Below are 24996 nucleotides of genomic sequence, written 5' to 3'. Positions count from 1 at the left end.
CGCCCCGCCTAACCAACGCTCGAAGACGGTCAGCCGGCGCCAACGGGCTCGCACGATCGCACCGGTCCGGCGGTCACGTTGAAGTCCGTCCAGCCGGCGAACCCACCTCTGGTGGTGATGCCGTCGTCGTCCGGCTCGGACTGCGGCGGGATCGCCTCCCCCGAGACGCCCATCACGAACGTCTCGCCGGCGCGGACGCTGCCGGGCGGCAGGGTGACCCGCAGCAGGTCCGACCCCATGGTCACCCCCAGCCCCGGGAGCCTGCGGGCGACCGGGACGTATCGACCGGGAGCGCACGTCTGACGGTCGGGGAGGTAGGTGATGTCGGCCGTGACGCCATGCTCCGCCAGCTCGGCCTCGAGCCCCTCGGCGTCCTCGAGTCGTCGGACCTCGACGGTGATGGTGCCGGAGTTCCCCTCCTGCACCGAGTACGCCGCCGTCGTACCGAGCCCGGGAACTACGACGACCACGAGACCGGCGACGGCCACGGTCGCGGCCGCAACCAGGATCAGCCGCGCTCGCGAGCGGCGGGGCGGGACGGCCCGCCGGTCCGCCACGGTGGGGCCGGCGAGGATCGCCTCCAGCGTGCTCGCGGACCACTCCGCATCGAGCGGACGGATCTCGGGACGAAGTCGTTCGATGGAGTTCATGACAGCTCCTGTGCCGGGAGTCGGGGTTCGGGATCGGCGGCCTCGGGCGACGCGGGAGCGACCAGGGCGGCCCGCGCGCGGCTGAGTCGTCGCCGGAAGGCAGCGGGCGTGATGCCCAGGACCGTCGCCGCTTGATCGTTGGTGAGCCCGTCCCAACTCACGAGCAACAACGCCTCGCGGTGCTGTTCGCGAAGCAACGAGAGTCGTTCGAGCGCCTCCCTGCGCGTCAGCGCGGCGTCCGCCGAGTCGGCTGCGTAGGCCGCCACCCCGTCGAGCAGCGCGATCCGATCCACCAGGGCACGGCTGCGCCGATGGGCGCGCACCCGGTTCTGGATGACCTTGCGGGCGGCCACCAGGAGCCAGGCGATCGGCGGAGCGGGCAGGTCGTCCCAGCGGCGCCAGGCGATCATGAAGGTCTCCGCGACGACGTCGTGAGCAGCATCGGCTCCCACGTGGCGGCTGGCGAACGCCAGCACTCGCGGAGCCTCCGCGTGCCACATCTGCGTGAACTGCTCCTGCGAGGTGCTCATACCTCGTAATGTCCGGCATCACTCCGGCTGTGACCGGAGCGGTGCGATGCGGCGGGCGCGACGACCGGACTCACGGGGCGGTGGGCGTGCCGTACAGCAGCCGCCGGACCGCTGCCCGGGACATCAGCAGCACCACGACGAGCAACGTCACGGGCACGAAGCCGCCCAGGCTCACCGCGCCACCGAACACGATGTCGATCAGCCAGAGGACGACGAGCTTGCTGCCCGCGGCGACCGCCCAGAGCACCAGGGCGAACGCCGTCTTCGCCGGCCGCGTGGTCGCCCCGCGGAGCCGGGCCAGGACGGCGCCCTTGAGGAGCAGCACCACCTCGAGCGCCACCTTGAGCAGCGCGGCCGTGAGGAGCGAGAGCGTGAAGGTCTCGCTGATGACCTGGGGCAGGTACTGGATGGCCAGGTTGAGCACGACGACGTAGACGAAGAGGTCGACGATGTCCGCCGGATGGGCGGCGATCCACGCGCGGAGCGGTCCTCGCGCGGGCGGCTCGCCCACGGCGTCCGACTCGACTGGTTCGGTCACGACATCGAATCCTGCCGAACCCGACGCCCGGGCGCGACGCCCGGCCCTCAGCCGTGCCGGACGTCGCGGCGTCGGCAAGCGACCAGGCCCACCCCTGCGGCGATGAGGAGGACGGCGAGTGCGGGGAGCGCGCGGGCCGGACCGCCGGCGGCCGGCAGCGGACCGCCGGGGCCATCGGGGCCGCCCGTGGCGCCAGGACCGCCGGAGTCGCCGGAGCCACCGGACTCGCCGGTGGTGCTGGCGGCGACGGCGATCGTGTACTCGCGTTCGCCGGTCCCCACGGCGTTCGTCGCCGTGACGGTGAAGTCGTACGCCCCGGCCGTGGTGGGCCGGCCCGCCAGGGTGCCGTCGGGCTCGAGCGCGAGACCCTCGGGCAGGGTGCTGCCGTCGGCGAGCTCCACCCGTGGGCGCGGGGAGCCGGTGACCTCTAGCACCGTCGCGTAGTCGTGCCCGACCCGGGCGGACGGCAGCCTCCCGGTGACGAGGACCGGCGGCTCCCCCGCGTCGGGCACGGGAGGGGAGGCGTCATCGACGGGCGGCGAGGCATAGGAGAACCCGCCGGCGACGGTCGCGCTCACCCCCGCCTCAGTGACGGTGACCGGGACGGTGGTGCCCGCCTCCCCCGGCGCGGGGATCGGCACCGTCACCCGCAGGCGGGTGCCGCCGTCGCTCGCGGTGCCGGTCACCCGGTCCGCCGCACCGAACCGCACGCTGGTGGCCCCGCTCAGTCCTTCGCCGACGATGACGACCTCGTCACCGGCGGCACCCGCCTGCGGCGACATCGACAGGCTGGCGACGGTGCGCGTGAGCGCGATCGCCACGGGCGAGCTGCCGGCGGTGGCCACGCCGTACCGGTCGGACAGGAGCGTCGCCTCCTCCAGCCGACGGTCCTCGTCGTCCACCCAGGCGCCCAGCGGTGCCGCCGGGAGGGCGAAGCCTGCGGCGGCGACGGTCGGCGCGTACGCGAACTGCGACGGGCCTCCGGGGTAGTCGAGGCGGTAGGCGTGCCCCGTGACGACGCCGCCGAGTGCGGTGGTCGCGTCCGGCATCGTGATAGCGCCGGCATTGTCGATCGTGCCGAGGTTCTCGATCGTCCCGGCGTTGTGGATGGAGCCCGCGCTACGCAGCGTGTGTCCCGCGGGGACCGTCAGGCCCTGGTCGGCGGGGATCGCCAGGATCGCGTTCGGATGGACCTGCAGCGTGTCGTCGAAGTCGATGCCACCGGATACCGTCACCTCCGCCACAGCGGACCCCACTCCGGCGCCGGGGGCTCCGATCGCCACGACGGCCGGGGTCCCGCCGATACCGCCGCCGATACCGGGCGGCACGGTCGTTGCGACGTCCGGGACGGCCCGCGCGACGACCGTGCCGCCCGAGATCGTCACCACGCCCCCCGAGCCGGCGGCGCCGCCCCCGATGCCCGCACCCTCGCGGGTCCCGGTCGCGGTGACCTCGCCGCCGGTGATCGTGACGACTCCACCCGTGCTCCCGCTTCCGCCTCCGATCCCGGCACCGTAGGTGCCACCGGTCGCCGTCACCACGCCGCCGGCGATCGCCACGGTGCCCGCGTCCTTGCCCTGCGAGCCACCGATGCCCGCGCTCGTCCCGCCGCCCACCGCGGTGACGTCGCCGCCCGCGATCGTCACCGTGCCGCCGACGCCGCCCACGCCACTGCCGATCCCCGCGCCTCCACCTGCCGCGGTCACCACCCCGCCGGCGATCGTGATCGTGCCGGTAGCGCCATGTTCATCACCCCCGATCCCGGCACCTCTGGACAAGGAGCGTGCGGCCAGCGTTCCCGGCGACCTGTTCGTGTCCCGGATCGTCAGCGCCGCGCCCGCCGGCACCCGCACCGCCGCCTGGTCGTTGCCGAACACGCTCAGGTCGTGACCGTTGAGATCCAGCACCAGGGCCTCGCCCGGATCGAGCCGCAGAGACGCCGTACCGGTGATGTCCGCGCACAGGATCACTGTCGTCTCGGTCGCCGTCGCGTCCTGGAACGCCGCCACGACGCCGGCCCAGTCGCCGGCCGTGCAGTCGTCGGCGGCCGCGGCCGGCATGCCACGGGCCACACCCGCACCGAGACCGAGCGCCGCGATCGTCAGCGCCGCGGCCGAGCGCACTACTCTCATCGGATCGCCGACCTCCCGAGGTTCCCGCTGTTGGCCGGCCGTCCCCCACCGCCGCCGGCGTTCCGAGCACGCTAGTGACGTCGATGGTGACCCGCTCCGAAACCCGGAAACGTCCTAACTAGGACATGTGTGCTCCTATCCTGTCGGTGGCCGCCGCCCGTCTCCGGGCGACATCCAGCAGTCACCATCCGGCAGTGAGGAGCGCAGGTTGCCCCGCAGCGCCCAGGACGATCTGGCCGAGGCGCTGCGCCTCTACGCGCGGGTCGCGCGCACCGGCACCAGGAGCAGCTCGGTGCTCGACCGACTCACGGTCGCCTCACCCACCCGCGTCCGGCGCCTGCTCCACCTGCTGCGCCGGCTCGGCCTGCTCCAGACGCACAACGGCGTCCTCACCCTGCCGGCCCTCGGGGCCGGCGACCGACCCACGCCCCTCGACCAGCTCGATGTCGGCACCCGGGAGCGGCTGACCGCGTTCCAGGAGTACTGGCGCGACTGGCAGCCGCCCGAGGAGAACCCCGGCGCCCTGCACGGCGCACGCGGCTACTGGTGGCACTGGTGGACCGTCGTACGCGACTGGCCCACGCACGAACCGTTGCGCATGGACGCCGTGATGCCGGCGGACGATGCCTATCTCGCCCAGGACTGGCTCGAGTACATCGACCGCGACCTGCTCGCCGACCTCCTCGGCTCCGGCCGGATGACCGTGCGCCTCATCGTCTCCGAGCGCGTCGGCGGCACCCCTTACCAGGCGCTCGTCGACCTGCTGCACGCCCACGGCACCCAGGTCCGCCTCCTGGACGCACCCAGCTGGTACACCGTCTACGCCGACCGATACGTCGTCGCCCCCGAGAGCGCCGCCGACCTCTTCAACGGCGTCTCGCACCTCACCGAGGACCCGATCACCGCGCGCGCCCACGCCCAGCTCTTCACCCGCCAGTGGCAGGCCGCGGCCGCCTGGCGGAGACAGCGGCTCGACGACCGTGCCCACCTGATCGCTCTGCTGCGAGAGGGCCTCCACGACCACGAGATCGCCGACCGCCTCGGCACCACCGACCGCACCGTCCGTCGTCACGTCGCCGACCTGATGAACCGCACCGGCGCCCGCACCCGCTATCAGCTCGGCACCCGCATCGGCGGCAGCTCCTTGTCGACGCCGCTCGACGCCGGTTAGCCTGCCCGCTCGAAGCGGCTGGCGCGGTCTCGGCGCCGGCCGGGATACGGGGAGGCGTTTCGCCATGCGTAGGTCCGTCATCGCCGTGCTGGCCACGGCCGTGACCATCGGTCTCGTGGGGTGGGCGGTCCCGCCGGCTCAGTCGGCACCCACCGCACCCGCCGGACGGCTGGTCTACGTGTGCGGGCAGAACCTGTGCGCCGTCGACCCGGCCACCGGCGCACGGGCGCAGATCACCAGCGACGGCGACAGCGGGGCCGCCTACCGCGCACCGTCGATCAGCGCGGACGGCGGCACGGTGGCCGCGGCCCGCAACGGCGACGTCGTCGTCGGGGCGTACGGCGCCAACCTGACCGCCGCGTGGCTGACCGAGCAGAGCATCCTGGGCGTGGCACTGCAGCCCGACGGCTCCGCCGTGACCGAGACGCACTCGTATGTCCGCAACGAGGTGAGGCTGTGCTGGCCCGGCCCCTACACCTGTCTCCAGCTGGTCGCCCACAACGACACCAGCTACACCACGCCCGACGGGACCAGTCGTTCCTACAACGGCGGATCGGGGACGTCGTTCCTCGGCGCGAGCACCCTGCTCAGCGCCAGCTACGACATCACCCGTGACGCGCACTACGTCTGCGCCGTGGCGAACCCGGCGGCCGAGTCGCAGGACTGCGCGGAGGTCTTCGCGGTCGCGCAGACGATCTCCAGCATCGCCGGCTCGCCGACCGGCGAGTACATCGCGGCCACCCTCAGCGACGGCGACGCCCCGAGCTCGGTCCAGCTCTACTCGGCCGCCGGAGCTCCGGTGCGCGGGGTGGCCGCCGACGCCGGCTCCCCGGCGTTCTCCCCCGACGGAAGGTGGCTCGCCTACGCCGCGGACGACGGCTGGATCTACGCCCAGCCGACCGCGGGCGGTACGCCGGTGCGACTGGTCCAGGGTGCCGCACCGGCCTGGGGTGGCGGCGCCGTGGCGGGTGACCCGGGTCTGAGCAGCGGAACCGCGAAGGTCCGCGGGGTCAAGAAGAAGGGCGTGCCGGTCAGGAAGCGCACCGTGAGGTTGACCGTCGCCTGCACCGGCGGCACCCCCTGCGCGGGACAGCTGGTCCTCACCGTCAAGAAGGGCAAGAGGAAGGCGGCGATCGCCAAGCCCAAGGCCTACACCGTGCCGGCGGGCGCCCAGAGGAAGGTCGCCGTCAAGCTCACCCCCAAGGGCCTCAAGATCGTCCGGAAGAAGAAGGTCACCAAGGCCGTCGCCACCGTCGGCGGGAACCGCACCACGATCAGGATCCGCCGGTAGCGGGCCGATCGGTCCCGCACCGCAGGCGGAGGTCGGAACGCACCGGCCGCCGCCCTACGATGGTGCACATGACCTCCGTCCCGCAGTCGTCCCCTCGCACCCACCGCGTCTCCCGTCGCGTCGGCGCCATCGCCGAGTCCGCGACGCTGAAGGTCGATGCGAAGGCGAAGGCGCTGAAGGCGGAGGGCCGGCCGGTGATCGGCTTCGGCGCGGGCGAGCCCGACTTCGCGACGCCCGGCTACATCGTCGACGCCGCTGTCGAGGCGTGCCGCGACCCGAAGAACCACCGCTACACCCCCGCCGGCGGCCTGCCCGAGCTCAAGAAGGCGATCGTCGAGAAGACCGCCCGCGACAGCGGCCTGGTCGTGGAGCCGGCGCAGGTGCTGGTGACCAACGGCGGCAAGCAGGCGATCTACGAGGCGTTCGCCGCGATGCTCGACCCCGGCGACGAGGTGATCGTGCCCGCGCCGTACTGGACCACCTACCCCGAGGCCATCCAGCTCGCCGGCGGCGTGCCGGTCGAGGTGCTCGCCGACGAGACCCAGGACTACAAGGTCACCGTCGAGCAGCTCGAGGCCGCCCGCACCGACCGCACCAAGGTGCTGCTCTTCGTCTCGCCGTCCAACCCGACCGGCGCGGTCTACACCGCCGACGAGATCCGGGCGATCGGCACCTGGGTCGAGGAGCACGAGCTGTGGGTGCTCACCGACGAGATCTACGAGCACCTGGTGTATGACGACATCGCGACCGGCTCGCTGCCGGTGCTGTGCCCCGACCTGGCCGACCACACCGTCGTCGTCAACGGCGTCGCGAAGACCTACGCGATGACCGGCTGGCGCGTCGGCTGGGTGATCGGCCCGACCGACATCGTCAAGGCCGCCACCAACCTGCAGTCGCACGCGACGTCCAACGTCGCCAACGTCTCACAGCGCGCGGCGATCGCGGCGCTCGAGGGCGACCTGTCCGCGGTCCACGAGATGAAGACCGCCTTCGACCGGCGCCGACGCACGATCGTGTCGATGCTCAACGAGATCGACGGTGTGGTGTGCCCGCTGCCCGGTGGCGCGTTCTACGCCTACCCGTCCGTGAAGGGCCTGCTCGGCCGGGAGTACGACGGGCGCGTGATCGACACCTCCGCCGACCTGGCCGAATACATCCTCGACCGGGCCGAGGTCGCGGTGGTGCCCGGCGAGGCCTTCGGCTCCCCCGGCTACCTGCGGCTGTCCTACGCACTCGGAGACGACGACATCGTGGAGGGCATCACCCGCCTGCAGAAGCTCTTCGCCTGACCCCGATACGCTCCGGGGGATGCGTGATCTCCGGGAGCTGCCGAAGGCACATCTCCACCTGCACTTCACCGGGTCGATGCGGCACGGGACCCTCCTCGAGCTCGCCGAGCGGGACGGGATCGCGCTGCCCGACCAGCTGGTCGAGGACTGGCCGCCCAAGCTGTCGGCGGCCGACGAGAAGGGCTGGTTCCGCTTCCAGCGGCTCTACGACGTGGCACGGTCGGTGCTGCGCACCGAGGACGACGTACGCCGGCTGGTGCGCGAGGCCGCCGAGGACGACGTGCTCGACGGGGGCCGCTGGCTCGAGATCCAGGTCGACCCGAGCGGGTACGGCGCGCGCTTCGGCGGCATCACGGCCTTCACCGACCTGGTGCTCGACGCCGTCGCCGAAGCGTCGGCCGACACCGGCCTCGGCATCGCGGTGGTGATCGCCGCCAACCGCACCCGGCATCCGCTCGACGCGCGCACCCTGGCCCGGCTGGCCGCGCAGTACGCCGGTCGCGGGGTCGTCGGCTTCGGCCTGTCCAACGACGAGCGCCGGGGCAGCACCGCCGACTTCGCGCCGGCGTTCCGGATCGCCGAGCGGGCCGGGCTGCTGCTGGCGCCGCACGGCGGCGAGCTGCGCGGCCCCGAGCACATCCGGGTCTGCCTCGACGCGCTCGGCGCCGACCGGCTCGGCCACGGCGTCCGCTCGGCCGAGGACCCGGCGCTGCTCGACCGGATCGTCGAGGCCGGGGTGGCACTCGAGGTCTGCCCGGTCTCGAACGTCGCGCTCGGCGTCTACTCCGACCTGACCTCGGTGCCGCTGCCCACGCTGCTGGCCGCGGGCGCGACCGTGGCGCTCGGCGCCGACGACCCACTGCTCTTCGGGTCCCGGCTGGCCGGGCAGTACGCCACCATGCGCGCCGCGCACGAGCTCACCGACGAGCAGCTGGCCGACCTGGCCCGGATGTCGGTGGCGGCCTCACGGGCGCCGGAGTCGGTCCGCGCCGCGATCGGCGCGGACATCGACGCGTGGCTGGCGGCCGATCCTGCAAGGATGGAGCCATGACGACCGGCCCCGAGAACCCCTACGGCGAGCAGCAGCCGCCCCCGCCGCCGTACGGGCAGCCGCAGCAGGGGCAGCCGCCGTACGGCCAGCCGCAACCGGGCCAGCCCGCGTACGGTCAGCAGCCCTACGGCCAGGCGCCCTACGGCCAGCAGCCCTACCCGCAGCAGGGCTACGGCTACGGGCCGCAGTACGCCGGTCCCCCGGCGCCGAACCACCCGTCCGCGACCACGGCGATGGTGCTGGGCATCATCGGCCTGGTCGGCATCCTGTCCTGCGCCGGCGTGACGCTGGTGCTCTCCCCCTTCGCGTGGGCGATCGGCGGCAAGGCCGTCAAGGAGATCGACGCGGCGCCGCCGGGCACCTACTCCGGACGGGACCAGGCGAACGCGGGGCGGATCATGGGCATCGTCGGCACGATCCTGCTCGTGCTCGGCGTGGTCGCGATCGTCGCGATCATCGGCCTGGCGGTCGCGGTCGACTCCAGCTCGTCGACGTACTGACGCCTACAGCTCCGCGCCGACCAGCACCGGCTCGTTGACGAGCACGATGCCGAAGCGCGCCGCGACGCCGTCGCGCACCTCGCGGGCCAGGGCGAGCAGGTCGTCGGTCGTGGCGGCGCCGCGGTTGGTGAGGGCGAGCGTGTGCTTGCCCGACAGCGCGACCCGGTCGTTGCCGTAGCCCTTGCCGAAGCCGGCGCGGTCGATCAGCCAGGCGGCGCTGGTCTTGACCCGCCCGTCGGCCTGCGGCCAGGCCGGCGCGCCGGCGGGCACCTCGGCCGCGTCGACGACCGGGTTGGTGAAGAAGGACCCGGCGCTCCACGTGTCGTGGTCGGCCGGGTCGAGCACCATCCCCTTCCCGGCGCGCAGTGCCAGCACCGCCCGGCGTACGTCGGCGAGCGGGGCGCGCTGCCCGAGCTCGACGCCCAGGGTGGTAGCGAGCTCGGCGTAGGCGACCGGCGCGCCGAGGTCGCCCTGGGGCAGCTGGTAGCTGACGGAGAGGACGACGTGGCGAGCCGGGTCGGCCTTGAACCGGGAGGTGCGGTAGCCGAACCGGCAGTCGGCGTTGGCGAAGGTGCGGACGCCGCGCAGCATCCGGTCCCAGACCCGCACCGAGGCGATCGTCTGGGAGACCTCCTGGCCGTAGGCGCCGACGTTCTGGATCGGCGTGGCTCCTACCGAGCCCGGGATGCCGGAGAGCGCCTCGATGCCGACCCAGCCCCGGTCGACGGCGAGGGCGACCAACTCGTCCCAGGACTCGCCGGCGGCGACCCGGACCATCGCCCCGCCACAGGACGCGCCCTCGTCGGCGTCGATCTCGGCGCCGGTGGTCGCGACCTCGATCACCGTGCCCGGGAAGCCCCGGTCGGCGACGACCAGGTTGCTCCCGCCGCCGAGCACCAGCACCGGCTCACCGGCCGTGTCGGCGTCGATCAGGGCCTGGACGAGCTCGGCCTCGGTGGTCGCCCGGACCCATCGCTCGGCGGGTCCGCCGAGGCGGAGGGTGGTGTGGTCGCGGAGCAGCTCGCCGGTCAGCTCAGGCACGGCCGGCTTCTCGGAGCACCGCACGCGGCATGCCCAGGACCTTCTGGCCCTCGCAGGTGACCGTGAGCACGACCGTCGTCAGACCGTCGCCGGAGGGCTTGACCTCGCCGGCGACCTCGAGCTCGACGCCGCCCTCGGCCGGCACGACGACCGGGTTGGTGAACTTGCAGCCGAAGCTGACGACCTCGGCACCGGGGTACCAGGCCTGCACGGCCCGGGCCGCGAGCGCCATGGTGTACATCCCGTGGGCGATCACGCCGGGCAGACCGACGCTCGTGGCGACGGACTCGTCCTGGTGGATCGGGTTGTGGTCACCGCTGGCCGCGGCGTACCGCACCAGGTCGGCGCGGGTGATCGTGAACGTCTGGGTCGCGAGGGTGGGCAGCGTCATCAGGCCTCCGGCCCCCGGTGGACGAGCGTGGCCGAGGTCGTGCAGACCAGCGCGCCGGACGCGTCGATGACCTCGCTCGCGGTGCCGATGATGTCGTTGCCGGCGATCTGGCGCAGGCTCGAGACCGTCAGCGTCGCGGTGAGCACGTCGCCCGGCACGACCGGCCGCTCGTAGGCGAACCTCTGCTCGCCGTGCACGATCCGGAAGAGGTCGATGGACTCGGCCTCGAGGAAGGAGTTCATCGCGTCGAAGGCAAGCACGATCGGGTACGTCGCGGGCGCCGGGCCACCGTCGTAGGCACCCCCGGTGGCGGCGACGAACTCCGCGACCTTCTCCCGGGTGACCGCGAACGGTGCAGTCGGGGGGAAGGTGCGGCCGACGAGATCCTGGTCGACTGGCATGGCCTCAAAATAGCCGTCGACCCGGCAGCGAGTCGCTGCCGGGTCGACGAAGGGCTTCGCGAGGGGCTGCCGGGCAACCGCCTCGACCACCGGGCCTATCGGGTCTCGCGGTGCGCCTGGTGCTTGCGGCAGCGCGGGCAGAACTTCGCCAGCTCGAGCCGGTCGGGGTCGTTGCGGCGGTTCTTCTTGGTGATGTAGTTCCGCTCCTTGCACTCCACGCAGGCGAGAGTGATCTTCGGGCGAACGTCGCTGCTCTTGCTGGCCACGGGAAGTCCTTCGGTAGGTACTGGTGTCGCTGGTCTGTCTGGTAGCGGGAGCGGGACTCGAACCCGCGACACCACGATTATGAGTCGTGTGCTCTAACCGCCTGAGCTACCCCGCCATCCGGGCTCGGCAGCGCGATCCAGGCTAGCCGGAACGCGCAAACACCTCTCCCAGAGCCCCTTTACGGAATCGAACCGTAGACCTTCTCCTTACCATGGAGACGCTCTGCCGACTGAGCTAAAGGGGCAACGTCGGAGAACGATACACAGGGAGTGCGGTGATCGAGAAATCGACCGCCGGAGTGGTCTTCTAGGACTCCACCGGACCCCTCGGAGCCTCGCCCAGACGCGGCCAGGGCGCCGCCTCCTCGAGCTCGTAGGCCAGTTCCAGCAGCGTGGCCTCCTGGCCCGCTCCGGCCGAGAACATCATCCCCTGCGGCAGCCCGGCACCGGTGGTCGCGAGCGGCAGAGAGATCGCCGGATCGCCGGTGGCGTTCTGCCACGGCGTGAACGCGACCCACTCCAGGATCCGCTCCATCACGACCTCGAAGTCGGCGGTCGGGTCGAGGTGGCCGACCAGCGGCGTCTGGAGCGCGAGCGTCGGCGACAGCGCGACGTCGTAGCGCCGGTGGAACTCCGCCGAGACCCGCGACAGCCGGCGCAGGCGCGCGATCGCGCCGGGGAGCCGGTGCAGGCGGCGTCGACAGTGGCGGTCCAGGCCGAGCGTGAGGTGGTCGAGGCGGGTGCGGTCCCAGGTCGGACCGAAGCCGCGGCGGCCGGTGCGCACGACCATCGTCGCGAGCATTCCCCAGTAGAGCAGGAAGTCGTCGGGCACGGTCGGGGGCGCCGGCGAAGCCACCTCCTCGACCTGGTGGCCGAGCTCCTCGAGCAGGTGCGCGGTCTTGAGGGTCAGCTCGGCGACCTCGGGCGAGGCCGACCGCCCGATGCCGGCGGTGTGGACGCCGATCCGGAGCCGCTTGCGCCCGGGCCGGGTGATGTCGCCGATCGGCGGCAGCCGGAGCTCGCGGTAGACGTGCTCGGCCTCGCGCAGGAACGCCGCAGTATCGCGGACCGACCGGGTGATCACGCCGTCGGCGACGATCCGTACCGGCAGCTGGCGGTTGAGCCGGTCCTGGGCGAGCCGGTCGCGGGTGGGCTTGAGCCCGACCAGGCCGTTGACGGAGGCCGGGATCCGGATCGAGCCGCCGCCGTCGTTGCCGTGCGCGAGCGGGACGGCGCCGGCCGCCACGAGCGCGGCCGCGCCGGCGGAGGAGGCGCCCGCGGTGCGGTCGGTGTCCCACGGGGATCGCACCGGACCGAGCCGCGGGTGCTCCGCCGACGGGCTGAACCCGAACTCCGAGAGCTGGGTCTTGCCGAGCGGCACCAGGCCGGTCGCGAGGAACATCCGGGCGAAGTCGCCGTCCGCCCGCAGCGGCGTCGCCCGATAGGCGTCGCAGCCCTGTTGGGTGGGCATCCCGGCGACGTCGACGTTGTCCTTGACGAAGGTGGGGACGCCGGCGAAGAACCCGCCGCGCGGATCGCGCGCCTCGGCGCGGGCGCGCTCGTAGGCGACGTACGACACGGCGTTCAGGTCGGGTCGGAGTCGCTCGGTGCGGGCGACGGCGGCCTCGATCACCTCGGAGATCGAGACCTCGCCCTCCTGGATCGCGGCGACGAGCCCGACCGCGTCGCGGTCACCGAGGGCGTCGTCACCGAAGGCGTGGACTCGGGGCACCCGTGGAGCGTATTGCTCAGGACTGGGCCGCGGCGAGCCTCGCGTCGACGGCGACGGGGGCGAGCACGTGGTCGAGGGCGAGCGCCGCGCAGCCGACGACGCCGGCCCGGTCGCCGTGGACGGCGGCGAGGAACTGCAGATCGCGCGTGGCCAGCGGGGCGGCGAGGGCGTAGACGCTCTCGCGGACGCCGGCGACGTGGAAGTCGAACGCCGCAGCCAGGTCGCCGCCGATCACCACGGCGGCGGGGTTGAGCAGGTTGATCGCGGTCGCGAGCACCTCCCCGAGGGCGCGGCCGCCGTCACGCAGCAGGCCGCGCGCCGTCGGGTCGCCCTGGAGGGCGAGCGCGACCAGGTCGCGCACGTGCTCGACCTCGTGACCGGCCTCCTGGGCGCGGGCGACCAGCGCCCAGCCGCCGGCGAGGGTCTCGAGGCAGCCGGTCGACCCGCACCGGCAGGGCAGATCGGCAGCGGCCTCGATCTTGGTGTGCCCGATCTCGCCCGCGGCGCCGAGGTGGCCGCTGAGCACCCGCCCGTCGGCGATGATCCCGAGGCCCAGGCCGGTCGAGGCCTTGACGACCAGCACGTCGCGCAGGCTCGCCGAGCGGCCGAGCAACTCGGCGCGGGCGAGCACGTCGGCGTCGTTGCCGGCGAAGAGCGGGGCGGTGGTGACCCCCGCGAGGTACGGCGCGAGCTCGACGCCGTCCCAACCGGACACGTCGGGCGAGCCGATGCTGACCCCGCGCGTCGGGTCGAGGGTGCCCGGCAGGCTCAGGCCGACGCCGAGCACCGGCAGCTCCCCGAACTCGGACCGGGCGTCGTCGAGCAGGCCCGCGAGGCGCCCGGCGATCTGGGGCATCAGCTCGTCGGGCCCGACGCCGACCTCGTGGTCCCGGGAGTCGGAGGAGATCTCCTCGCCGTCGAGGTCGAGGACCGCGAGCTGGCTGCGCGAGCGGCCGATCGCGACGGCGAGGACCACACCGGCGTGCTGGTTGAACACCAGCGCGCCCGGCGGCCGGCCACCGGTGGAGGCCAGCTCCTCGCCGAGCAGCAGCAGGCCGGCGGAGGTCAGCGAGCTCACCCGGGTGGTGATCGCGGTGCGGGAGAGGCCGGTCAGCGCCCGCAGCTGCGATCGGGTGCTGGCCCGGCCGGTGCGCACGAGCTCGAGGAGCTCACCGGCGGTCGCCGGGGCCGCACTCTCGCGGCCGTCGACACGCGACGATGCGGGGCGGGTCGTGGTCTGCGTCACGGCGGGAGCATAACGCCGTGTTCTTTGGTCTTAAGAAGGCATTAGTCATGCTCGCTTGAGTCCTAATGGGCTACGGTGGCGGCCATGGAGTCGACGACCAGTCCGCACGTGCTCCCCGCCGCGTGCGACTTCACCGTGTTCGGCGGCACCGGCGACCTCGCGCTGCGCAAGCTGCTCCCCGCGCTCTACCACCGCGACCTGGAGGGCCAGCTGCCCGCCGACCACCGGGTGCTCGGCGTCTCCACGTCCGACCTCGACGACGCGGGCTGGCGCGACGCGGTGCGCGCGGCGCTCACGACGTACGTCGCCGCCGAGCAACTGCTGACGCCGGTCGTCGACCGGTTCCTCGCCCGGCTCCGCCACCTCCGGCTGGACGCCGAGGACCCCGAGGACTGGGACCGCCTGCACGCCCTGCTCAAGGACCGCGCGCACCCGGAGGACGCCGTCCGGGTCTTCTACCTGGCGGTGGCACCGCGGCTCTTCGGCTCGATCTGCCAGCGCCTCGACGAGATCGGCGTGGTGGACGAGCGCGCCCGGGTGGTGCTCGAGAAGCCGATCGGCCACGACCTCGCCTCGGCCCGCGAGGTCAACGACGCGGTCGGCCGGGTCTTCGGCGAGGCGCAGATCTTCCGCATCGACCACTACCTCGGCAAGGAGAGCGTGCAGAACCTGCTGGTCACCCGGTTCGCCAACACCTTCCTCGAGCCACTGTGGAACTCGCAGTGGGTCGACCACGTGCAGATCACCGTCTCCGAGACCGTCGGCGTCGGCGGGCGCGGCGCCTACTACGACCACGCCGGCGCGCTGCGCGACATGGTGCAGAACCACCTGCTCCAGCTGCTCTGCCTCGTGGCGATGGAGCCCCCGACGTACGTCGGCCGCGAGACCGTGCGCGACGAGAAGGTCAAGGTGCTGCGGGCCCTCCGGCCGATGACGCCCGCGGACGTCGACCGCGACACCGTGCGGGGGCGCTACGACGTGGGGCTCGTCGACGGCGCGCCGGTGCCGTCGTACGCCGAGGACCTGGGTCACGGGGGGTCTCGGACCGAGACCTTCGTGGCCCTCAAGACCGAGGTGCAGAACTGGCGCTGGGCCGGGGTCCCGTTCTACCTGCGCACCGGCAAGCGGATGGACCGACGGGTCAGCGAGATCGTGGTCGTCTTCAAGGAGCCGCCGCACTCGATGTTCCCCGGGGCGGAGGGCGCGACCGCGCCCAACCGGCTGCACATCCTGGTCCAGCCCGACGAGGGCATGCGCCTGCACCTCACGGCCAAGGAGCCCGGGCCCGGGGGCTACCGCCTCCGGCCGGTCTCGTTGGACCTCAGCTACGCCGCCGCGTTCGACGCGCGGCTGCCCGACGCCTACGAGCGGCTGCTCATGGACGTGATCAAGGGCAATCCCACGCTCTTCATGCGCCGCGACGAGGTCGAGGCCGCGTGGACGTGGACCGAGCCGATCCTGCGCCGCTGGGCGAGCTCCCCCGCGCGACCCAGGCGCTACCCCGCCGGCACCACCGGACCCACCGCCGCCGCGATGCTCCTCGAGCGGGACGGCCGTACCTGGCAGGAGCCCGACCAGTGACCCATCCCGTTGTCTCCGAGGTGACGGCGCGCGTCGTCGAGCGCAGCGCCGAGACCCGCGCCGAGTACCTGCGCCGCATCCGCGCGACTGCCCGCCACCAGATCGAGCAGGGCGGCCCAGCTCGCGGCCGGCTCGCCTGCGCCAACCTGGCGCACGGCTTCGCCGCCGCCGAGCCCGAGGACAAGCGCGCGCTGATCGGCCGCGCGAAGCCGAACGTCGCGATCGTCTCGTCGTACAACGACCTGCTGTCGGCGCACCAGCCCTACCGCGACTACCCGCAGGCGCTCAAGCACGCGATCGTCCGCGCCGGCGGCATCGCCCAGTTCGCGGGAGGCGTCCCGGCCATGTGCGACGGCATCACCCAGGGCCGCGACGGCATGCAGCTCTCGCTCTACAGCCGCGACGTGATCGCGATGTCGGCGGCGATCGCGCTCTCCCACGACCTGTTCGACGGCGCGCTGATGCTCGGCGTCTGCGACAAGATCACGCCCGGGCTGCTGATCGGGGCGCTGTCCTTCGGTCACCTGCCGACGGTGTTCGTGCCCGCCGGGCCGATGACGTCGGGGCTGCCGAACTCCGAGAAGGCCCGGGTCCGCCAGCGGTACGCCGAGGGGAAGGTGGGCCGCGCGGAGCTGTTGGAGGCCGAGGCCGCGTCGTACCACTCGGCCGGGACGTGCACGTTCTACGGCACCGCGAACTCCAACCAGCTGCTGATGGAGGTGCTCGGGCTGCACCTGCCGGGCTCGTCGTTCGTGAACCCCGGCACGCCGCTGCGCGACGCGCTCACCGCCGCGGCCGGCCGCCGGATCGTCGAGCTCACCCGCGCCGACCCCACGCCGATCGGGGAGATCGTCGACGAGAAGGCGATCGTCAACGCCTGCGTCGCACTGCTCGCCAGCGGCGGCTCGACCAACCACACGATGCACCTGGTCGCGATCGCGCGGGCCGCCGGGATCGCGCTGACCTGGGACGACCTGTCCGACCTGTCGGCGGTGGTGCCGCTGATCAGCCGGATGTACCCCAACGGCGAGGCCGACGTGAACCACTTCCATGCCGCCGGCGGCATCGCGTTCCTGGTGCGCACGCTGCTCGAGGCCGGGCTGCTCCACGACGACGTGCGGACGGTCGCCGGCCGCGGGCTGTCCGGCTACACCCGGGAGCCGGTGCTGCGCGGCGACGACCTCAGCTGGCAGGAGGGGCCGGCCACGTCGCTCGACCTCGACGTGCTCCGCCCCGCCTCGGCCCCCTTCACCCCTGACGGCGGCCTGCAGCTGCTCAGCGGACCGCTGGGGCGCGCGGTGATCAAGACCTCGGCGGTCAAGCCCGAGCACCGCGTGGTATCCGCACCCGCGGTCGTCTTCGACGACCAGCACGACTTCCTCGCGGCGTTCTCCGCAGGCACCCTCGACGGTCGCGACTTCGTCGCGGTGATCCGCTACCAAGGCCCGGCCGCCAATGGGATGCCCGAGCTGCACAAGCTGATGCCCGCGCTCGGCGTGCTGCAGGACCGCGGCCAGCGGGTCGCGGTCGTCACCGACGGCCGGATGTCCGGCGCGTCGGGCAAGGTGCCGGCCGCCATCCACGTCACCCCCGAGGCGGCGCTCGGCGGGCCGCTGGCGCGGGTCGTCGACGGCGACCCGATCACCGTCGACGCGGACGGTGGGCTACTCGACCTGCACGTCGACCACGACGCGTTCGTGCGGCGCCCGAGCACCGGTCGCGCGCCACGGGGACCGGAGTGGGCGGGCACCGGCCGCGAGCTCTTCGCGGCGTTCCGGGCCACCGTCGGGTCGGCCGACACCGGCGCCAGCGTCTTCCCGGGCATCATCGCGCCGGGCCAGGAGGTGCGTGTTGTCCAGTCTGCTTGATGCGGTCCCCGTGCTGCCGGTCGTCGTCGTCGACGACGTGTCCCACGCCGTTCCGGTCGCCCGGGCGCTCGTCGCCGGCGGGCTGCCCGCGATCGAGCTGACCCTGCGCACGCCGGTCGCGCTCGACGCCATCCGCGCCATCGCCGCCGAGGTGCCCGAGATCCTGGTCGGCGCCGGCACGGTCACCACCCCCGACCAGGCGAAGCTCGCCGCCGAGGCCGGCGCGCGGTTCCTGGTCTCGCCCGGCCTCACGCCGTCGCTGCTCTCGTCGATGCGGGACACGGGACTGCCCTTCCTCCCCGGCACGGCCACGGTCTCCGAGGTGCTCACCGCACTCGAGGCCGGCTGCACCGAGCTGAAGTTCTTCCCGGCCGCGGCGTCCGGCGGCACGGCGTACCTCACGGCGATCGGCTCCCCGCTCCCCTCCGCCCGCTTCTGCCCGACCGGCGGCATCACGCCCACGTCGGCGCCGGCGTACCTCGCACTGCCGAACGTCGGCTGCGTCGGCGGCTCCTGGCTCACCCCCGCCGATGCGCTCGCGACCGGCGACTGGGACCGGGTGACGACGCTCGCCAGGGAGGCCGCCGCGCTGCGCGTGTCCTAGGACGGGGCGCTGGGACGCTCGAACATCTGGAGCACGCCGCCCACGGCGAAGCAGACCGCGCCGGCGAACGTCCCCCAGTTGACCAGGCCGGCGTTCAGCGCGTCGGACGTGGCCGGCCGCGTGAAGGCGGCGATGCCGGCCAGGATGAAGAGGATCGAGCCCGCCTGGTTGATCCCGACGATCCACCAGCCGAGGTCGTTGACGACCCGCCAGATGCGCCCGTGACCGACCTCCACGAGCGCGAGGTGTCCCGAGACCAGGAAGCAGACGCAGCCGACCATGTCGGGGATCCAGATCCAGCCGTCGGTCTGCCGGGGCGTGAGGTCCTGCGCGAACGCCGCCACCAGGCTGACCCCGAAGAAGAGCGTCCCGACGAACAGTACGGCGGCGCTGAGCCAGCCGATGTCGCGCGGCTCGAGGCCGAACCAGCGCCAGCGGGGCGACGTCAGTGACCCGTTCTCGTCGAGGACGGTGGGCGCGTTGGTCGCCTGGAGCACCGACACGCAGCCGCCCAGGCTGAAGAAGACCCCACCGACGAGGTAGACGACGTCGACCTCGCCCAGGCCGCCGACGTCCAGCTGCGCGAGGAGCGCACCGAGCGCGAAGAGCGTGCCGCCGATGACGAAGGAGGTCGCGGCGACCAGGTTGGCGCGGGCCAGCCGGCGCGCGGTCGACGGCGCCGCGTCGACGTAGGAGACCCGTGAGCCGGCCGGATCGAGCAGCTCCACCCGGCCGCGTCGGCGCGCCAGGCGCGACGCCCACCGCACCGAGTGCCCGCCGGGGACGGCCCAGGTCACGCGCGTGGTGAACCAGGCGCTGCGCTCGACCCGGTCGAGGACCCAGTGGTCGTGCTCGGCCCTCGGAACCCGCGAGGACTGCGCCACTCGCTCGCCCATGTGCGAACTCTAGTGACGACTCCAGTGTCGTGGTGAGGTGTCCTCGTGCACCTTCGCAGGCATCGGGTCCAGCCCCGCTGCTCGCCGACTCGGGACTCCGGGTCGCCGCGCCCTTCCGGCCTCGCCGAGCGGCGCTTCGAGCGGCTGGCGCGGACGCTGTGGCGGTGGCCGCCGCGGTGCTCGGCTTCGTCAGCTGAGCCCGCGCCGGAAGCAGCCGACCAGGTGCGGGTCGAAGATCCCGATCGCCTCCATCAGCGCGTACATGGTGGTCGGCCCGACGAACGCGAAGCCGCGCTTCTTCAGGGCCTTCGACAGCGCGACCGACTCGGCCGACGTGGTCGCCATCTCGGCGGTGTCGTGCCAGGCCGGCGGGTCGGCGGGGGCGAAGGAGAGCACGAACGCCTCCAGCCCCTGCTGCTCGCGCAACGCGACCGTGGCCCGGGCGTTGACGAGGGTCGCGTCGATCTTCATCCGGTTGCGCACGATCCGGGAGTCCTGCATCAGGCGCGCGACGTCGTCGTCGCCGAAGGCCGCGATCGCCTCGGCGTCGAACCCGTGGAAGAGCTCGCGGAACGCCTCCCGCTTGTTGAGGATCGTCGACCACGACAGGCCGGACTGGAAGGCCTCCAGCGTGAGCCGCTCGAGGTACGCCGACTCGCCGCTGACCGGCCGCCCCCACTCCCGGTCGTGGTAGTCGCGCATCACACCCGGCCCGCCCGACCACGGACAGCGGGCGACTCCGTCGTCACCGTTCTGGGGTCCCATGTGCCTCATCCTGTCCGACGGCGCCGACAGGGCCTCGGCTACTCCCGGACGGCGAGGTCCTGCAGCTCGCGTCGCAGCCGACCGGCCAGCTCCGAGAGCCCGCTGGAGTGGTCCGCCTCGTTCGACCCGGCGGCGACGTCGATCTCACGGATCCGGACGCCCATCTCGGCGATGACGTCGACGATCCGGCCGAAGACCGTGACCGCCTCCGCGGTCGCAGTCTGACTGTCGGTCACCTGCCGCCTGATGTGCTCGGAGGCGACGGCGCTCTCCCGCGCCAGCTGCTTCACCTCCTCGGCGACGACCGCGAAGCCCCGCCCGGCCTCGCCGGCCCGATGGGCCTCGATCGTGGCGTTGAGGGCCAGCAGGTTGGTCTGGGCGGCCACCGAGGTGATCAGCGTGACGGCCTGCTGGATCTGCGCCGCCGCGGCCTCCAGCCGGCGCACGATCCCGAGGGCGTGCTCGACCTCCGCGTCGGCGGTCCGCGCCGACTCGCTGAGGAAGCCCGCGGAGGTACTGAGCGCGTCGGACGCCGACGCGACCTGGCTCGAGACCTCGTAGACGGTGTCGGCGACCTGGGCGCGCCGGTCCTGCTCGCTCCGCACGGCGGCCGCGCCGGCGGACATCTCGTCTCGCGCGTCGTTGATCGTGGTGGCCCCGTGGGCGAAGGAGCCCGGCATGCCGCGCACGAGGAACTGGCGGTGGTAGCGCCCTTCCCCGGCCGCCGCCAGCGAGGCACCGGCCTCGCGCACGAACGCATCGGTGATGTCGATGAGACTGTTGAGTCCCTCCCGCACCTCGGCGAGGTCCGCGGGACCGCCGAGCTCGGGCACCCGCGCCTCGAGGTTGCCCGACGAGGCCTCGCGACACACCTGGCCGACGGCGACGACCGCCTCACGGTAGGCCCGCAGCTCGAGCACCTCGAGGGACGGCTGCGCCGGGCGCCGGCGGAGGAGGCGGCTCATCGGGCGACACCGGTCGGGGCGGCCGGCGTACCGGCCTCCTGGCCGATGCTCCAGACGAACTCGTCGTAGGTCTGGCCGCGCGCCGCCAGGACCTCGCGCAGCTTCGCGGTGCCCGCGTCGACGGCTGCCGTCGCCGCGGTGTGACGCCGCTCCTCGGCGAGGATCGCGGCGTAGATCGACGCGATCTGGTCGACCGCACGCCGGTCCGGCAGCCGCCGGTTCGAGTGGTAGCCCACGATCTCGCCACCGGGGCCGAAGGACGGCGTCACGTGCGCCAGCACCCAGTAGTGCGCCCCGTCGGCGGCGAGGTTGACGATGTAGGCGAAGATCTCCTGCCCCGACTCGAGCGTCTCCCAGAGCAGCCGGAAGACGCAGCGCGGCATGTCGGGGTGCCGGATCAGGTTGTGGGGGCGTCCGAGGACGTCCTCCTCGACGTAGTCGGAGATCCGCAGGAACACGCTGTTGGCGTAGCGGATGATGCCCTTGGGGTCGGTCTTGGACACGATGAGCTCGTCTGCCCCGAACCTTCTCTCCACGCCTGTCGGGGTGATCTGGGTATGTCGCACGGATCAACGATCGGCTGCGACGGTGTGACCTGAGCAACAGCGGCCACGAACCGATCCCTGCCTAGACCGGTCCACACCAGCCGCAGCGGTCAGCGGCGCTCCTTCAGGCGCGCGTTCGGCAGCGGCGGGGCGGGGATGGGCGGCAGGTGGTCGCCGACCACGATCCCGAACCGGCCGTCGGCGACGTCCTGCGAGTCGCCGACCACCGCGCCGTCGCGGGTGATCTGGTCCTGCCACTCGGTGCGCCAGGCGACGACCTCCTCGTGGGTGCGCGCCACGATGTTCCACCACATCACGATCGACTCGCCGAACGGCGGGCCGCCGAGCAGCAGCAGGCGCACCGGCTGGTCGCGGGCGACCAGCGTCAGCGTCGAGGAGCCCGGCGGCACGAAGGCGAGGTCGGCGGGCTTGGCGTCGGTGCCCGCCACCGACACCACGCCGACGTCGACGAGCACGCCGAGCTCGAAGGACGGGTCGACGTCGAGGGCGAGGGAGGCTCCGGGGTCGAGGAGGATCTCGGCGCCGAGGAGCGGGGTGTACGTCGCGACCGGCGAGGTGTCGCCGAGCAGCGAGCCGAGGAAGACCCGGACCTCGTGGCCGGGCCCGGTCACGAGCGCCGGAGCGTGGTGGGCGAAGCCGGGATCGGTGTGGCGGTCGGAGTCCGGCAGCGCCACCCAGAGCTGCGCCCCGTGCAGGGTCGTGGTGACAGGCGTCGAGACCTCCGAGTGGCTGATGCCGCGGCCGGCCGTCATCAGGTTCACCTCGCCCGGACGCACCATCGCGTGGTTGCCGGCACTGTCGCGGTGCTCGACCTCACCGGTGAAGAGCCAGCTGACCGTCTGCAGCCCGGTATGCGGGTGCGGCGCGACCTTCATCCCACCGCTGTCGGCGACGAGGTCGGGCCCGTAGTGGTCGACGAAGCACCAGGCGCCGATCAGCGACCGGTGCCGCTGCGGGAGGGTACGGCGTACCCGCATCGCCCGCGGACCGCCGAGCGGGACCTCGCGCGGAGTCATGATCTCGACCCCCGCCGCGGGTGCCGCCTCGCACTCGAGCTCGTCCGGCCTGTCCTCGAGGTTGCTCATGAGGACATTGTCGCCCACCGGCTATTCCGGCTGTCCCGGCTCGAGACGGACGATCACCGACTTCGAGGTCGGGCAGTTGCTGCCCTCGGCGACCGAGTCGAGCGGCACCAGCGGGTTGGTCTCGGGGTAGTACGCCGCCGCGCAGCCGCGCGGCTGGTCGTAGGGCACCACCCGGAACGCCGGAGCCCGCCGCTCCACGCCGTCCTCCCACTCGCTGACGAGGTCGACGACCTGGTCGACCCGCAGGCCGAGCGCCGCGATGTCGTCCGGGTGCACGAACACCACCCGGCGCCCCTGGTGGATGCCGCGGTAGCGGTCGTCGAGGCCGTAGATCGTGGTGTTGAACTGATCGTGCGAGCGCAGCGTCTGCAGCAGCAGCCGGCCCTCGGGCACCTGCAGCACCTCGGTCGGGCTGACCGCGAAGACCGCGCGCTCCTCCTTCGTCGGGAACGTGCGGCTGTCCCGCGGCGGGTGCGGGAGCACGAAGCCGCCCGGGCGGTCGACCTTCTCGTCGTACGCCTCGCAGCCGGGGACCACTCGCGAGATCCGGCGCCGGATCTCGGTGTAGTCGGCGCGGAAGTCCGACCAGGGCAGGCCGTAGCGGTCGCCGATCGTCGCCTCGGCGATCGAGCAGACGATGTCGACCTCGGACCTGAGGTGCGGCGAGGCCGGCTCGAGCGGTCCGTGGGACGCGTGCACCGCCGACATCGAGTCCTCGACCGTCACCCGCTGCAGCCGGCCGCCGGTGCGGTCGCGCTCGCTGCGGCCCAGCGCCGGGAGGATCAGCGCCTCGCGGCCGTGCACGACGTGCGAGCGGTTCAGCTTCGTCGAGACGTGCACGGTCAGGTCGGCGTTGCGCATCGCCTGCTCGGTGACCTCGGTGTCGGGCGCGGCGGACACGAAGTTGCCGCCCATCCCGATGAAGACCTGGGCGTGCCCGTCGCGCAGCGCCCGGATGGCGGCGACCGTGTCGAGCCCGTGCTCGCGCGGCGGCTCGAACCCGAACTCGTCGCGCAGCCGGTCGAGGAAGACGGCCGGGGGCCGCTCCCAGATGCCCATGGTGCGGTCCCCCTGGACGTTCGAGTGGCCGCGCACCGGGCACAGACCGGCTCCCGGCTTACCGATGTTGCCCTGCAGGAACGCGACGTTGCAGATCTCCTTCACGGTCGCGACCGCGTTGCGGTGCTGGGTGATGCCCATCGCCCAGCAGGTGACGGTCGCCGAGGAGTCGCGGAACATCGCCGCCGCCGCCTCGATCTGCTCGCGGCTGAGCCCGGTGGCGCGGCGTACGACGTCCCAGTCGACCGCCTTGACGTGCGTGGCCCAGTCCTCGAAGCCGACGGTGTGCCGATCCACGAAGTCACGGTCGACGCAGCCCCACTCGAGCAGGAGCGACCCGATCGCCTGGAAGAGCGCGAGGTCGCCGTTGATCCGCACCGGCAGGTGCAGGTCGGCCAGGGCGGTGCCCCGGCCGGCCAGTCCGCGTGCCTTCTGCGGGTTCCGGAAGCGCACCAGGCCGGCCTCGCGCAGCGGGTTGATCGCGAGGATCTTCGCGCCGTTGCGCTTGGCGGTCTCCAGGGCGCTGAGCATCCGCGGGTGGTTGGTGCCGGGGTTCTGGCCCGCGACGACGATCAGCTCGGCGTCGTGGATGTCCTCCAGCGACACCGACCCCTTGCCGATGCCGATCGACTCCGCGAGCCCGACCGACGTCGACTCGTGGCACATGTTGGAGCAGTCGGGCAGGTTGTTGGTGCCGAACGCGCGTACGAAGAGCTGGTAGGCGAACGCCGCCTCGTTGGACGTCTTGCCCGACGTGTAGAAGGCCGCCTGGTCCGGCGAGTCGAGGCCGCCGAGGTGGCGGCCGATGGTCGCGAACGCCTCGTCCCACGACACCGGCTCGTAGTGGGTGCCGCCGGCACGGACGATCATCGGCTCGGTGATCCGGCCCTGCTGGCCCAGCCAGTAGTCGGTGCGATCGGACAGGTCCGCGAGCGAGTGGGCCTCGAAGAAGGCACGCCCGACCCGGCGCAGCGTCGCCTCCTCGGTGACCGCCTTGGCGCCGTTCTCGCAGAACTCGGCCGTGTGCCGGTGGCTCGGGTCGGGGTCCGGCCAGGCGCAGCCCTGGCAGTCGAAGCCGTCGGCCTGGTTGAGCTTGAGCAGCGTCGCGGCGGTCCGGCGTACCCCCATCTGCTCGACGGCGAGCTTCATCGTGATGGCCACCGCCTTCGGCCCGGCCGCGGCCTCGGCGGGGGCGCCGACCTCGAGATGTGCTTCGTCGATGTCCTGCTGCGGCGCTCTCCGACTCATGCCCCCATCCTGCCGTGCCTGGGCGCTCGCCGGGCCGGGTCTCGGCCCGGCGAGCGACGCGCCATCCGCAATAGCCCGTTCGCACCCTGTGCGACACCGGCCCCACACCGCTAGGTTGCTGCCCAGCCGG

The 24996-nt window shown here is 72.9% G+C and carries 24 protein-coding genes and 2 tRNA genes; 8 read left to right on the top strand and 18 right to left on the bottom strand.

Going from position 1 to position 24996, the window contains the following annotated elements; all coding sequences use genetic code 11:
- Positions 1-29 precede the first annotated feature (29 nt).
- The 4 genes from FHU40_RS13565 to FHU40_RS13550 all read right to left on the bottom strand — a co-directional run bounded on the left by FHU40_RS13565 (position 30) and on the right by FHU40_RS13550 (position 3850).
- Positions 30-650: a hypothetical protein gene (locus tag FHU40_RS13565; protein WP_183592837.1), complete on the bottom strand. Its 621-nt coding sequence runs from the start codon at positions 648-650 to the stop codon at positions 30-32.
- Entirely contained in the window at positions 647-1150 is a 504-nt protein-coding gene (locus FHU40_RS13560) for an RNA polymerase sigma factor (RefSeq protein WP_281374729.1), read from the bottom strand. The genes FHU40_RS13565 and FHU40_RS13560 overlap by 4 nt, the downstream gene beginning before the upstream one ends.
- A gap of 100 nt (positions 1151-1250) precedes the next feature.
- On the bottom strand, positions 1251-1718 hold the full coding sequence (locus FHU40_RS13555; RefSeq protein ID WP_221199833.1) for a hypothetical protein: 468 nt from the start codon (positions 1716-1718) through the stop codon (positions 1251-1253).
- Positions 1719-1765: 47 nt separating this feature from the next.
- On the bottom strand, positions 1766-3850 hold the full coding sequence (locus FHU40_RS13550; protein ID WP_183592835.1) for a hypothetical protein: 2085 nt from the start codon (positions 3848-3850) through the stop codon (positions 1766-1768).
- 208 nt (positions 3851-4058) lie between these two features.
- Between FHU40_RS13550 and FHU40_RS27725 the strand changes: the two genes are divergently transcribed.
- The 5 genes from FHU40_RS27725 (at position 4059) to FHU40_RS13525 (ending at position 9152) form a co-directional block, all read left to right on the top strand.
- A complete protein-coding gene (locus tag FHU40_RS27725; RefSeq protein ID WP_221199832.1) occupies positions 4059-5021 on the top strand; it encodes a helix-turn-helix transcriptional regulator in 963 nt (320 codons plus the stop codon).
- Positions 5022-5085: 64 nt separating this feature from the next.
- The gene (locus tag FHU40_RS13540; protein WP_183592834.1) at positions 5086-6312 is read left to right on the top strand and encodes a TolB family protein; all 1227 of its coding nucleotides are present in this window, start codon (positions 5086-5088) and stop codon (positions 6310-6312) included.
- Between the two features lie 68 nt (positions 6313-6380).
- On the top strand, positions 6381-7601 hold the full coding sequence (locus tag FHU40_RS13535) for a pyridoxal phosphate-dependent aminotransferase (RefSeq protein ID WP_221199831.1): 1221 nt from the start codon (positions 6381-6383) through the stop codon (positions 7599-7601).
- A 19-nt stretch (positions 7602-7620) separates the two neighbouring features.
- A complete protein-coding gene (locus FHU40_RS13530) occupies positions 7621-8652 on the top strand; it encodes an adenosine deaminase (RefSeq protein WP_183592832.1) in 1032 nt (343 codons plus the stop codon).
- A complete protein-coding gene (locus FHU40_RS13525) occupies positions 8649-9152 on the top strand; it encodes a DUF4190 domain-containing protein (RefSeq protein WP_183592831.1) in 504 nt (167 codons plus the stop codon). The genes FHU40_RS13530 and FHU40_RS13525 overlap by 4 nt, the downstream gene beginning before the upstream one ends.
- Before the next feature lie 3 nt (positions 9153-9155).
- Here FHU40_RS13525 and FHU40_RS13520 read toward each other — a convergent pair whose 3' ends face one another.
- The 8 genes from FHU40_RS13520 to FHU40_RS13485 all read right to left on the bottom strand — a co-directional run bounded on the left by FHU40_RS13520 (position 9156) and on the right by FHU40_RS13485 (position 14229).
- Positions 9156-10193, bottom strand: a complete 1038-nt coding sequence (locus tag FHU40_RS13520) for a UDP-N-acetylmuramate dehydrogenase (protein ID WP_183592830.1) — start codon at positions 10191-10193, stop codon at positions 9156-9158.
- Positions 10186-10584 carry a MaoC/PaaZ C-terminal domain-containing protein gene (locus tag FHU40_RS13515; RefSeq protein ID WP_183592829.1) on the bottom strand — a complete coding sequence of 133 codons (399 nt, stop codon included), beginning with the start codon at positions 10582-10584 and terminating at the stop codon, positions 10186-10188. The genes FHU40_RS13520 and FHU40_RS13515 overlap by 8 nt, the downstream gene beginning before the upstream one ends.
- Entirely contained in the window at positions 10584-10985 is a 402-nt protein-coding gene (locus FHU40_RS13510) for an FAS1-like dehydratase domain-containing protein (protein WP_183592828.1), read from the bottom strand. The genes FHU40_RS13515 and FHU40_RS13510 overlap by 1 nt, the downstream gene beginning before the upstream one ends.
- Before the next feature lie 95 nt (positions 10986-11080).
- Positions 11081-11251, bottom strand: a complete 171-nt coding sequence (rpmG, locus tag FHU40_RS13505; RefSeq protein ID WP_017932999.1) for a 50S ribosomal protein L33 — start codon at positions 11249-11251, stop codon at positions 11081-11083.
- Positions 11252-11290: 39 nt separating this feature from the next.
- Positions 11291-11367 (bottom strand) — tRNA-Met (locus FHU40_RS13500).
- Positions 11368-11423: 56 nt separating this feature from the next.
- Positions 11424-11496: transfer RNA gene (locus FHU40_RS13495), tRNA-Thr, on the bottom strand.
- Between the two features lie 62 nt (positions 11497-11558).
- Positions 11559-12983 carry an amidase gene (locus FHU40_RS13490; protein ID WP_183592827.1) on the bottom strand — a complete coding sequence of 475 codons (1425 nt, stop codon included), beginning with the start codon at positions 12981-12983 and terminating at the stop codon, positions 11559-11561.
- 16 nt (positions 12984-12999) lie between these two features.
- Entirely contained in the window at positions 13000-14229 is a 1230-nt protein-coding gene (locus tag FHU40_RS13485) for an ROK family protein (protein ID WP_183592826.1), read from the bottom strand.
- A gap of 84 nt (positions 14230-14313) precedes the next feature.
- Between FHU40_RS13485 and zwf the strand changes: the two genes are divergently transcribed.
- The 3 genes from zwf to eda are packed head-to-tail and all read left to right on the top strand — an operon-like array spanning position 14314 to position 18282.
- Positions 14314-15810 carry a glucose-6-phosphate dehydrogenase gene (zwf, locus tag FHU40_RS13480; RefSeq protein WP_183592825.1) on the top strand — a complete coding sequence of 499 codons (1497 nt, stop codon included), beginning with the start codon at positions 14314-14316 and terminating at the stop codon, positions 15808-15810.
- Positions 15807-17678 carry a phosphogluconate dehydratase gene (gene edd / locus FHU40_RS13475; protein WP_183592824.1) on the top strand — a complete coding sequence of 624 codons (1872 nt, stop codon included), beginning with the start codon at positions 15807-15809 and terminating at the stop codon, positions 17676-17678. Before zwf ends, edd begins: the two co-directional genes overlap by 4 nt.
- Entirely contained in the window at positions 17662-18282 is a 621-nt protein-coding gene (gene eda / locus FHU40_RS13470; RefSeq protein ID WP_246390587.1) for a bifunctional 4-hydroxy-2-oxoglutarate aldolase/2-dehydro-3-deoxy-phosphogluconate aldolase, read from the top strand. The genes edd and eda overlap by 17 nt, the downstream gene beginning before the upstream one ends.
- Here eda and FHU40_RS13465 read toward each other — a convergent pair.
- The 6 genes from FHU40_RS13465 to FHU40_RS13440 form a co-directional block, all read right to left on the bottom strand.
- On the bottom strand, positions 18279-19178 hold the full coding sequence (locus tag FHU40_RS13465; RefSeq protein WP_221199830.1) for a hypothetical protein: 900 nt from the start codon (positions 19176-19178) through the stop codon (positions 18279-18281). The genes eda and FHU40_RS13465 overlap by 4 nt on opposite strands.
- A gap of 189 nt (positions 19179-19367) precedes the next feature.
- On the bottom strand, positions 19368-19943 hold the full coding sequence (locus tag FHU40_RS13460; RefSeq protein ID WP_183592822.1) for a DNA-3-methyladenine glycosylase I: 576 nt from the start codon (positions 19941-19943) through the stop codon (positions 19368-19370).
- Between the two features lie 38 nt (positions 19944-19981).
- Positions 19982-20908 (bottom strand): methyl-accepting chemotaxis protein, encoded by a 927-nt coding sequence (locus tag FHU40_RS27720; RefSeq protein WP_221199829.1) that lies wholly within the window; start codon positions 20906-20908, stop codon positions 19982-19984.
- Positions 20905-21411 carry a PAS domain-containing protein gene (locus FHU40_RS13450; RefSeq protein WP_343057850.1) on the bottom strand — a complete coding sequence of 169 codons (507 nt, stop codon included), beginning with the start codon at positions 21409-21411 and terminating at the stop codon, positions 20905-20907. The genes FHU40_RS27720 and FHU40_RS13450 overlap by 4 nt, the downstream gene beginning before the upstream one ends.
- A 152-nt stretch (positions 21412-21563) precedes the next feature.
- Positions 21564-22559: a pirin family protein gene (locus FHU40_RS13445; RefSeq protein WP_183592820.1), complete on the bottom strand. Its 996-nt coding sequence runs from the start codon at positions 22557-22559 to the stop codon at positions 21564-21566.
- A gap of 21 nt (positions 22560-22580) precedes the next feature.
- Positions 22581-24866: an FdhF/YdeP family oxidoreductase gene (locus FHU40_RS13440; protein ID WP_183592819.1), complete on the bottom strand. Its 2286-nt coding sequence runs from the start codon at positions 24864-24866 to the stop codon at positions 22581-22583.
- Positions 24867-24996 lie beyond the last annotated feature (130 nt).

Origin of the sequence: Nocardioides soli, from assembly GCF_014191495.1 — a bacterium.
Lineage (GTDB): Bacteria > Actinomycetota > Actinomycetes > Propionibacteriales > Nocardioidaceae > Nocardioides > Nocardioides soli.
Note: the sequence above shows the minus strand (reverse complement) of the source record. Positions and strands in the feature narration are given on the sequence as shown.

Excerpts from the sequence above, each read along its gene's own strand:
- FHU40_RS13565 (WP_183592837.1), bottom strand. The coding sequence starts at position 650 with ATGAACTCCATCGAACGACTTCGTCCCGAGATCCGTCCGCTCGATGCG.
- FHU40_RS13560 (WP_281374729.1), bottom strand. The coding sequence starts at position 1,150 with ATGTGGCACGCGGAGGCTCCGCGAGTGCTGGCGTTCGCCAGCCGCCAC.
- FHU40_RS13550 (WP_183592835.1), bottom strand. The coding sequence starts at position 3,850 with ATGAGAGTAGTGCGCTCGGCCGCGGCGCTGACGATCGCGGCGCTCGGT.
- FHU40_RS13540 (WP_183592834.1), top strand. The coding sequence starts at position 5,086 with ATGCGTAGGTCCGTCATCGCCGTGCTGGCCACGGCCGTGACCATCGGT.
- FHU40_RS13535 (WP_221199831.1), top strand. The coding sequence starts at position 6,381 with ATGACCTCCGTCCCGCAGTCGTCCCCTCGCACCCACCGCGTCTCCCGT.
- FHU40_RS13530 (WP_183592832.1), top strand. The coding sequence starts at position 7,621 with ATGCGTGATCTCCGGGAGCTGCCGAAGGCACATCTCCACCTGCACTTC.
- FHU40_RS13525 (WP_183592831.1), top strand. The coding sequence starts at position 8,649 with ATGACGACCGGCCCCGAGAACCCCTACGGCGAGCAGCAGCCGCCCCCG.
- FHU40_RS13515 (WP_183592829.1), bottom strand. The coding sequence starts at position 10,584 with ATGACGCTGCCCACCCTCGCGACCCAGACGTTCACGATCACCCGCGCC.
- FHU40_RS13510 (WP_183592828.1), bottom strand. The coding sequence starts at position 10,985 with ATGCCAGTCGACCAGGATCTCGTCGGCCGCACCTTCCCCCCGACTGCA.
- zwf (WP_183592825.1), top strand. The coding sequence starts at position 14,314 with ATGGAGTCGACGACCAGTCCGCACGTGCTCCCCGCCGCGTGCGACTTC.
- FHU40_RS13465 (WP_221199830.1), bottom strand. The coding sequence starts at position 19,178 with ATGGGCGAGCGAGTGGCGCAGTCCTCGCGGGTTCCGAGGGCCGAGCAC.
- FHU40_RS13460 (WP_183592822.1), bottom strand. The coding sequence starts at position 19,943 with ATGGGACCCCAGAACGGTGACGACGGAGTCGCCCGCTGTCCGTGGTCG.
- FHU40_RS27720 (WP_221199829.1), bottom strand. The coding sequence starts at position 20,908 with ATGAGCCGCCTCCTCCGCCGGCGCCCGGCGCAGCCGTCCCTCGAGGTG.
- FHU40_RS13445 (WP_183592820.1), bottom strand. The coding sequence starts at position 22,559 with ATGAGCAACCTCGAGGACAGGCCGGACGAGCTCGAGTGCGAGGCGGCA.
- FHU40_RS13440 (WP_183592819.1), bottom strand. The coding sequence starts at position 24,866 with ATGAGTCGGAGAGCGCCGCAGCAGGACATCGACGAAGCACATCTCGAG.